General features: G+C 75.1%; 7 protein-coding genes. 6 read left to right on the top strand and 1 reads right to left on the bottom strand.

Translation table 11 applies throughout. The features are described 5' to 3' along the window. The first annotated feature begins 110 nt into the window (after positions 1-110). The 4 genes from mnmA to AC5RWQ_RS21240 are packed head-to-tail and all read left to right on the top strand — an operon-like array spanning position 111 to position 3673. Positions 111-1184 (top strand): tRNA 2-thiouridine(34) synthase MnmA, encoded by a 1074-nt coding sequence (gene mnmA, locus AC5RWQ_RS21255; RefSeq protein ID WP_334483082.1) that lies wholly within the window; start codon positions 111-113, stop codon positions 1182-1184. 27 nt (positions 1185-1211) lie between these two features. After that, the gene (locus tag AC5RWQ_RS21250) at positions 1212-2213 is read left to right on the top strand and encodes a methionine synthase (RefSeq protein ID WP_494284432.1); all 1002 of its coding nucleotides are present in this window, start codon (positions 1212-1214) and stop codon (positions 2211-2213) included. 37 nt (positions 2214-2250) lie between these two features. After that, complete coding sequence (locus AC5RWQ_RS21245; protein ID WP_494284431.1) at positions 2251-2616, top strand: VOC family protein; 366 nt, start codon at positions 2251-2253, stop codon at positions 2614-2616. Positions 2617-2659: 43 nt separating this feature from the next. Further along, a complete protein-coding gene (locus tag AC5RWQ_RS21240; protein ID WP_494284430.1) occupies positions 2660-3673 on the top strand; it encodes an ADP-ribosylglycohydrolase family protein in 1014 nt (337 codons plus the stop codon). 59 nt (positions 3674-3732) lie between these two features. Here AC5RWQ_RS21240 and AC5RWQ_RS21235 read toward each other — a convergent pair whose 3' ends face one another. Continuing rightward, the gene (locus tag AC5RWQ_RS21235; RefSeq protein WP_494284429.1) at positions 3733-4239 is read right to left on the bottom strand and encodes a type II toxin-antitoxin system PemK/MazF family toxin; all 507 of its coding nucleotides are present in this window, start codon (positions 4237-4239) and stop codon (positions 3733-3735) included. 170 nt (positions 4240-4409) lie between these two features. Here AC5RWQ_RS21235 and ligA point away from each other — a divergent pair, with 170 nt between their 5' ends. Beyond that, positions 4410-6548 carry an NAD-dependent DNA ligase LigA gene (gene ligA, locus AC5RWQ_RS21230; RefSeq protein ID WP_494284428.1) on the top strand — a complete coding sequence of 713 codons (2139 nt, stop codon included), beginning with the start codon at positions 4410-4412 and terminating at the stop codon, positions 6546-6548. A 161-nt stretch (positions 6549-6709) separates the two neighbouring features. Beyond that, positions 6710-9091: a putative bifunctional diguanylate cyclase/phosphodiesterase gene (locus AC5RWQ_RS21225; RefSeq protein WP_494284427.1), complete on the top strand. Its 2382-nt coding sequence runs from the start codon at positions 6710-6712 to the stop codon at positions 9089-9091. Positions 9092-9167: the final 76 nt, after the last annotated feature.

The following is a 9167-nucleotide window of genomic DNA, read 5'->3' as shown; positions in this document are numbered from 1 at the left end:
GAGCGGGCGGGGGAGGGAGGGTGGGGTGGTGTGGGACGCAGTTGCGGGTGTGGGGGAGAGGGGTCGGGGAGTCGGGCGGATAGGCTCGTGGGAGTGAGAGAGGGGTGCTGGTGAGGGTTCTGGCGGCGATGTCGGGCGGGGTGGACTCCGCCGTGGCGGCGGCGCGCGCGGTGGCGGCCGGGTACGACGTGACCGGCGTGCACCTGGCGTTGGCCCGCAACCCGCAGACCTACCGCACCGGCGCCCGGGGCTGCTGCACGCTGGAGGACTCGCGGGACGCCCGGCGGGCCGCCGACGTGATCGGCATCCCGTTCTACGTCTGGGACATGGCCGAGCGTTTCCACTCCGAGGTGGTCGACGACTTCGTCGCCGAGTACGCGGCCGGTCGTACCCCGAATCCCTGCCTGCGCTGCAACGAGAAGATCAAGTTCGCCGCGGTGCTGGACCGGGCGGTGGCCCTGGGCTTCGACGCGGTGGTCACCGGCCACCACGCCCGGCTCGGCGCGGACGGCCTGCTGCGCCGCAGCGTCGACATCGGCAAGGACCAGTCGTACGTGCTGGCCGTGCTCACCCGCGCGCAGCTCGACCGGTCGATCTTCCCGCTCGGCGACTCCACCAAGGCCGAGGTGCGCGAGGAGGCCGCCCGGCGCGGGCTGGCGGTCGCCGACAAGCCGGATTCGCACGACATCTGCTTCATCGCCGACGGCGACACCCGCGGCTTCCTCGCCTCCCGGCTCGGCGAGGCTGCCGGCGACGTGGTCGACGCGTCGACCGGCGCGGTGGTCGGCAGCCACTCCGGCGCGTACGCGTACACCGTCGGCCAGCGGCGGGGCCTGCACCTCGACCGGCCCGCCCCGGACGGCCGCCCCCGCTACGTGCTCTCCATCACCCCCAAGACCAACACCGTCACCGTCGGCCCCGCCGAGGCGCTGGAGGTGTCCCGGGTCCGGGCCACCCGGCCGGTCTGGACCGGTGGCGAGCGGCCGACCGCGCCGGTCGAGTGCGAGGTGCAGCTGCGCGCGCACGGCGACGTGGTGCCGGCCACCGTCGCGCTCGACGGCGACACCCTCTCCGCCGAGCTGCGCCGGCCCGTCCGCGGGGTGGCCGCCGGGCAGGCGGTCGTGGCGTACCGGCCGGACCCGGCCGGGGACGTGGTGCTCGGTTCCGCCACCATCACCGGCTGACCGGCCCGGCCCGGCTACCCTTCGGCCGTGACTGAACAGTCCTGGCCCTGGCCCGCCGGCGCGGCCACCGGCATCGGTTCGCTGCCCGGCACCGACATCGCCGAGGCGCAGCGGGTCGTCCTCGGTGAGCTGCCCGCCCTGCCCCACCTGCCCGAGCTGCCGGCGCGCGGCCCCGGTGCGGACCTGATCGGGCGGACCGGTGGGCTCCTGGTGGAGCTGCCGGTCGAGCTGTACGCGGCCCGCTGGCGGATCGCGCTGCGCCCCGGGCGGGACCTGCGCCGGGCCCGGGACCTGATGGAACGCGACCTGGACCAGCTCGCCGAGCAGGCCGAGGCGTACGCCGGGCCGGTGAAGATCCAGGCGGCCGGGCCGTTCACCCTGGCCGCGGCCCTGGAGCTGCCGATCGGCGGGCGGATGGTCCGGGACCCGGGGGCGGTGCGCGACCTCACCGGCTCCCTGGCCGAGGGGCTGCGCCGGCACGTCGAGGCGGTGGCCCGCCGGCTGCCCCGGGCGTCGGTGCTGCTTCAGCTCGACGAGCCGTCCCTGCCGGCGGTGCTCGCCGGGCGGATCTCCACCGAGAGCGGCTTCGGCACCTACCGGGCGGTCCAGCCCGAGCTGGCCCGGACGCTGCTGGGCGAGGTGATCGACGCGGCCGGAGTGCCGACCGTGGTGCACTGCTGCGCCCCCGACGTGCCGCTGGAGTTGATCCGCACCGCCGGCGCGACCGGCGTCGCGCTCGACCTCGGCCTGCTCACCGACCTGGACCCGCTCGGCGAGGCGCTCGACGCCGGGCTCGGGCTGCTGGCCGGCGCCGCGCCCACACTGCCGCCGGCCGGTCGCGCGCCGACCTCGGCCCAGGTCGCCGACCGGGTACGCACCGTCTGGGACCGCCTCGGCTTCCCCCGCCGTCAGCTCGCCGAGCAGGTGGTCATCACCCCGGCCTGCGGCCTGGCGGGGGCCACCCCGCAGTACGCCCGGGCCGTCCTCGCCGCCTGCCGGGACGCCGGACGGCGACTGCACGAGGACTGAGGGTTTTCCGTCGTACCCGGCGGGCAGGATGACCGCCATGATTGGACAGCTGCGTTCAGTGGTGATCGACTGCCCCGACCCGCGCGCGCTGGCCGGCTTCTACGCGGAGCTGCTCGGCCTGCCGCTGATCGAGGAGGACTCCGACGACGACTGGGTGGTGCTCGGCGGCCCGCCCGGGCACCAGCCCCGGATCGCCTTCCAGAAGGCGCTCGACCTGCGCCCGCCGGACTGGCCGGATCCGAACCGTCCCCAGCAGTTCCACATCGACGTCACCGTCGACGACATCGAGACCGCGGAGAAGGCGGCGCTGGCCCTCGGCGCCCGCCGGCTGCGCGGCGAGGGCGACGACTGGCGGGTGTACGCCGACCCGGCCGGCCACCCGTTCTGCCTCTGCTGGGACTGACCGGCGGCGGTGCCCCGCCGGGCGCGGGTTGCGGCGTGGCGGCATGATCGTCAACGTGATCGACTCCTCGCTCCGGCGGGCCTCCGGCTCGCTGTTCGGTCTCGCCTACGGTGACGCCCTGGGCAAACCGACCGAGTTCCTGACCGTCGCCGAGATCGTCCGCCGGTACGGTCCGACCGGCCCGCGCGAGCTGGTCGGCGAGCCCGCCCTGGTCACCGACGACACCCAGATGGCCCTGGCGGTGGGCTGGGCGCTGCACGACGCGCCGGCGTACACCCCGGAGGCGGTCGAGCCGCTGCTGCGGCAGCGCTTTCTCGACTGGGCGGCCAGCCCGGAGAACAACCGCGCGCCGGGGATGACCTGCCTGCGCGCCTGCGCCGAGCTGAGCCGGGGGATGCGCTGGCAGGAGGCCACGGTGGCCGGTTCCAAGGGCTGCGGCGCGAACATGCGGGTCACCCCGGTCGGCCTGCTCGACGTCGACCTCGACACCCTCGCCGGCCTGGCCCAGCTCCAGGCGGGCCTGACCCACGGCCACCCGACCGGGTTGGCGGCCAGCGAGCTGACCGCGTACGCGGTGCGGCTGCTGCGCGAGGGCGCCGCGCCGGCCGAGCTGCCCGGGCTGCTCACCGCGCGGGCCGACGCGCAGCGCCGGGTCTACCGGGGAGACTGGCTCGGCGACCTCTGGCAGCGTCCCGGGGTGGACGGCCCGGAGGAGTTCATCGCCCGGGGCTGGGACGAGTGTCGGCGCGCGCTGGCCCGGCTCGACGCCGCGCTCGCCGCGCCGGACGACGGCGGGGACCCGTGCCGGCAGACCGGCGAGGGCTGGATCGCCGAGGAGGCGCTGGCCACCGCCCTGCTCTGCGCCCTGCGCCATGTCGACGATCCGGTCGCCGCCCTGGCCCGGGGCGCCACCACGGCCGGCGACTCCGACTCGATCGCCGCGCTGGCCGGCGCGTTCGTCGGTGCCGCCCACGGGCTGTCGGCCTGGCCGGCGGAGTGGACCGGCCGGATCGAGTACGCCGGGCAGCTCACCGCCCTCGGCGCCGGCTGGGACTGACCGGCGGTCGGGTCCCGCCCGACGTCGTCGGCGGTGGGTCGGTACCGACCGCGGTCGGGTCAGACCGGCAGGTGGGGAAGCTTCCGGACCTTGCTCCAGACGGCGGGATCGCACTTTCCGGCCCGGTTGGCGAAGGCGTCGGCCGGGACGTGGACGGGTTCGGCGAGGTCGAGCCAGCTGTCGTGGTCGGCGTCGGCGTCCCAGTCCCGGGTGGGGATCCGCACGTGGTCGTCCCGGTCGCTCTTGTCCTGGCTGGTGATCTTGAGCACCTCGGCGCCCCGGTCGTCGCCGCGCAGCACCAGGCACGGCCGCACCTTGGAACCGGTGCCGTCGTGGTACGGGACGTCCGCCCACCAGATCTCGCCCGGCCGGGGCGTACCGGTGGGGGTGCGCGGGCGGGGCGGCGCGGTGGGGCGCGCGCGGTCCCGGGGCGGCGTGCCCCGCTCGGGGCGGGTCTTCCGGCCGCCGCCGGACGGGCGCCCGCCGCGCAGCCGCCACTCGTTCCAGGCCCAGCCGGCAACCACGGCCAGCACGACCAGCACCGCCCAGAGCACCCAGTCCGGCATTCGTACCCCCGCGTCCGCGTACCGTCGGCAGGGCGCCGACGTGCGGCGATCGTCGCATGGCCAACGCCCGGCCGCCCGTCGGGCGCGTCGAGGATTGTCCCACCGGCCCGATACGGTGCTCCGGTAGCGTGATCACGGGGAAACCCGACTGGTTGTCCGGAGGCGGCAGGGTGTCCGAAGAAGCGATCCCCCAGCAGGTCAGCGCCGCGCAGGAGGCGGCGGCCGGCGGTGAGCCGACCCCCGCGGCCCGGGAGCGGCATGCGACGCTGAGCCAGGAGCTCACCGAACACCAGTACCGCTACTACGTGCTCGACGCGCCGACCATCACCGACGCCGAGTTCGACAAACAGCTGCGGGAGCTGGAGGCGCTGGAGGCGGAGTACCCGGCGCTGCGCACCCCGGACTCGCCCACCCAGCGGGTCGGCGGCACCTTCTCCACCGACTTCACCCCGGTCACCCACGCCGAGCGGATGCTCTCGCTGGACAATGCCTTCGCCGACGAGGAGCTGGCCGCCTGGGCCGAGCGGGTCGAGCGGGACGCCGGCGGCCCGGTGCCCTACCTCTGCGAGCTCAAGGTCGACGGCCTGGCCATCAACCTCACCTACCAGAAGGGCCGGCTGGTCCGGGCGGCCACCCGGGGCGACGGGCGCACCGGCGAGGACGTCACAGCCAACGTCCGCAGCATCCGGGACGTGCCCACGAAGCTCACCGGCACCGGGGAGTTCCCCGACGTGCCGGAGCTGCTGGAGGTGCGCGGCGAGATCTATTTTCCGGTCGCCGCCTTCGCCGAGCTCAACGCCGGCCTGGTCGAGCAGGGCAGGGCGCCCTTCGCCAACCCGCGCAACGCGGCGGCCGGCAGCCTCCGGCAGAAGGACCCGAGGGTCACCGCGTCCCGACCGCTGCGCCTGGTGGTGCACGGCATCGGCGCCCGGCGGGGCTTCTCGCCGACCGCCCAGTCCGAGGCGTATGCGGCGCTGAAGGCGTGGGGCCTGCCGACCAGCGACCGGGTACGGGTGGTGCCCGACCTGGCCGGCGTCGCGGATTACATCGCCTACTACGCCCAGCACCGGCACGACGTCGAGCACGAGATCGACGGTGTGGTGGTCAAGGTCGACCCGGTCTCCATCCAGGGTCGGCTCGGGTCCACCAGCCGCGCCCCGCGCTGGGCGATCGCCTTCAAGTACCCGCCGGAGGAGGTCAACACCAAGCTGCTCGACATCGACGTCAACGTCGGCCGGACCGGCCGGGTCACCCCGTTCGCCGTGCTGGAGCCGGTGCGGGTGGCCGGCTCGACGGTCGCCCTGGCCACCCTGCACAACGCACGCGAGGTGGAGCGCAAGGGGGTGCTGATCGGCGACACGGTGGTGCTGCGCAAGGCCGGCGACGTCATCCCCGAGGTGTTGGGCCCGGTGATCGAGCTGCGTCCCGCCGACGCCCGTCCGTTCGTCATGCCGACCAGCTGCCCGGCCTGCGGCACCCCGCTCGCCCCGGCGAAGGAGGGCGACGTCGACATCCGCTGCCCCAACACCCGCAGCTGCCCCGCCCAGCTGCGGGAGCGGGTGTTCCACCTGGCCGGCCGGGGCGCCTTCGACATCGAGGTGCTCGGCTACAAGGGCGCCGCCGCCCTGCTCGACGCCGAGATCATCCACGACGAGGGCGACCTGTTCGCCCTCGACGCCGACCGGCTCGCCGCGTCGCCGTTCTTCGTCAACAAGGACGGCACCCTGGGCAGCAACGCGACCAAGCTGCTGGAGAACCTCGCCGTGGCCAAGGAGCGCGACCTGTGGCGGGTGCTGGTCGCGCTGAGCATCCGGCACGTCGGCCCCACCGCCGCCCAGGCCCTGGCCCGGCACTTCCGCTCGATCGAGGCGATCGACCGGGCGTCCGAGGAGGAGCTGTCGTCTGTGGACGGCGTTGGGCCGACCATCGCCGCGAGCATCAAGGAGTGGTTCGCCGTCGACTGGCACCGCGAGGTGGTCCGCAAGTGGGGTGAGGCGGGCGTACGGATGGCGGAGGAGGCGGTCGACGAGGGGCCGCGCCCGCTGGAGGGCCTCACCGTGGTGGTGACCGGCACGCTCGCCGGGTTCAGCCGCGATCAGGCCGCCGAGGCGATCCAGAGCCGGGGCGGCAAGGTCACCGGCTCGGTCTCCAAGAAGACCAGCTTCGTGGTGGTGGGCGACAACCCGGGTTCCAAGGCCGACAAGGCGGCCAGCCTGAAGCTGCCCGTCCTCGACGAGGCGGGCTTCCGGGTGCTGCTCGAATCCGGCCCGGAGGCCGCCCGCGAGGTGGCCCGGGTGGAGGAGAGCTGAGCGCCCCGGCGGTCGCCGGTGAATCTTGGGGCCGTATACCAACTTAATTACGACTACGACCGATTCGTGACTGTCGTACGGGAGTGGCGGCACAGAGGGCGTTTCATGGGAGCACGGTGCGCGACCGGCGCGTACCAGGACCGTGCTGCCCGGGAGGTGCGATGGAGACCGGCGACCCCCGCAACTCCGTGCCGCCCGGGCGGGGGACACTCTTCGCCGGCTTCGCAGGCTTCGTCGTCACGGTCGTCGCGCTGGCCGTGCTGGTCTCCGCCGCCCCGCTGACCGACCTGCCCGACCGGTTGTCGGGGCTGCCCGCCGCGTTCTGGACGATGGCGGCGCTCGCCGTGGTCTGCGACGCCCGCCCCTTCGTCCCGCCCGGCCGGCGGCAGACCTCGGCGGTCTTCCCGTCCACCTGCTTCACCTTCGCCATCCTGCTCGGCTGGGGGCTCGGCCCGGCCGTGGCGGTGCAGGCCGTCGCCGTCGCCGTCTCCGGCTGGCGGATGCGGCACTCGGTCTGGCGGACCACCTTCAACGCCGCCCAGTACGCCTGCGCGCTGGCCGCCGCCTACCTGGTGCTCTGGCTCGGGCCGGGGGAACTCTTCGCCGGCGGCCGGCTGCACTGGACCGACGTGGCCGCGGTCGCCGGTGCCACGGCCACCTGGTTCGCGGTCAACTACGGCCTGGTCAGCACCGCGTTGCGGCTGCGCTTCGGCGGCCGGTGGTGGCCCAGTGCCCGGCAGGCGCTGCCGTACGAGCTGCTCTCCACCGGCTCGCTGCTGCTGCTCGCCCCCGTCCTGGTCACCGCCGCCCGGGCCAGCGCCGCCCTGGTCCCGCTGGTGCTGGTCCCGCTCTTCGCCGTCTACCGGATGGCCCGGCTCTCCACCGAACAGGAGCAGCTCGCCGCGCTCGACCCGCTGACCGGGCTGCCCAACCGCAAGGCCCTGCTGGCCGAGGTCGCCGAGCAGGTGCACCTGCACGCCGAGCGGGTCGCCCGGGACGAGCCCGGCGCCCACCTGGCCCTGCTCCTGATCGACCTGGACCGGTTCAAGAACGTCAACGACGCGCTCGGCCACGCGGTGGGGGACCGGCTGCTGGTGGAGGTGAGCGCCCGGCTGGCCGAGGCGGTCGGCGGCCGGGACATGGTGGCCCGCCTCGGCGGCGACGAGTTCGCGATCGTGGCCGGCGGCCTGGACGGGGTCGAGGACGCGCGGGAGCTGGCCGGCCGGCTGGTCGCCGCGCTCGCCGAGCCGGTATCGCTGGACGGGCTGCCGCTGGACGTCGGCGGCTCGATCGGCATCGCGCTCTTCCCCGAGCACGGCGAGGACTACGCCACCCTGATGCGCCACGCCGACGTGGCGATGTACGACGCCAAGCACCGCAACGACACCGTGGCGGTGTACGCCGCCGAGTCCGACCACAACTCCGCCGAGCGGCTCGGTCTCCTGGCCGACCTGCGTCGCGTACTCGATGCCGGGCCGCCCACCGCCCAGCCGGTGCGGGGCGGGGACGGCGCGGCGCTGCCGTCCCGGCTCGACGCCGACCCGGGGTCGGGCGGCGGCGGGAGCCGGTGGTGGCCGCGGCGCCGCCGGCCGCGGGTCCGCCTGGACGACTCCGACGAGCTGCTGAACCGGATCCTCACCGGCGCCGACCCGGTCCGCCGCCGGTCGGCGGCCCCCGACCCGGGCGAGCCCGCCACCCCGCCGGCCGAGGCTCCGGCGCCACCCGCCCCGACGAGCCGACCCGACGCCGACGAGGCCGCCGACGTCGGCGAGATCACCATGTACTACCAACCCCAGGTGGCCATCGCCACCGGGGAGGTGGTCGGCGTCGAGGCACTGCTGCGCTGGCGGCACCCGCGCCGCGGCATGGTCGACCCGGAGGAGCTGATCCGGGTGGCCGAGCAGAGCGCGGTGATGCGGCTGCTGACCAACCGGGTGGTGGACGACGTGGTGGAGCAGCTGGCGAAGTGGGCCGCCGCCGGGATCACCCTGCGGGCGGCGCTCAACGTCAGCGTCCGTGACCTGCACACGGGCGAGATCGCCGACCGGATCGCCGAGCGGCTGACCCGCTACGGGGTACGCCCCGAGCGGCTGCAACTGGAGATCACCGAGGGCGCGCTGATGGCCGACCCCCGGCGGGTGCTGGACACGATCACCCGGCTGCACCGGCTCGGGGTGGCCATCTCCCTGGACGACTTCGGCACCGGCTACTCCTCGTTGCAGCACCTGCGCCGGCTGCCGCTGGCCGAGGTGAAGGTGGACCGGTCGTTCGTCCTCGGGATGGCCGACGACGCCGACGACGCCGCGATCGTCCGGTCGACGATCGAGCTGGCCGGCGCGCTCGGACTACGGGTGGTCGCCGAGGGGGTCGAGGACGAACGGACCTGGCGACTCCTGCACGCCGCCGGCTGCGATGCCGCACAGGGCTGGTTCTACGCCCGCCCGATGCCGGCCGATGAGCTGGCCGCCTGGCTGGCCCGGTACCGCCCGCTCCGCCCGGCCCCCAGCCCGGACGCGGAGATCCCCCGCCGGCACGCCCGCTGAGCCGGGCGTCGTTCCGCCGCCGGGCCGGAGGGGGAGTCGGAGGCGTGGTGGGGAGCGCAGGACAATAGACTCGCTC

It is taken from the genome of Micromonospora sp. BS32, assembly GCF_059089345.1.
This window is presented reverse-complemented; position numbering and strand designations above follow the sequence as displayed.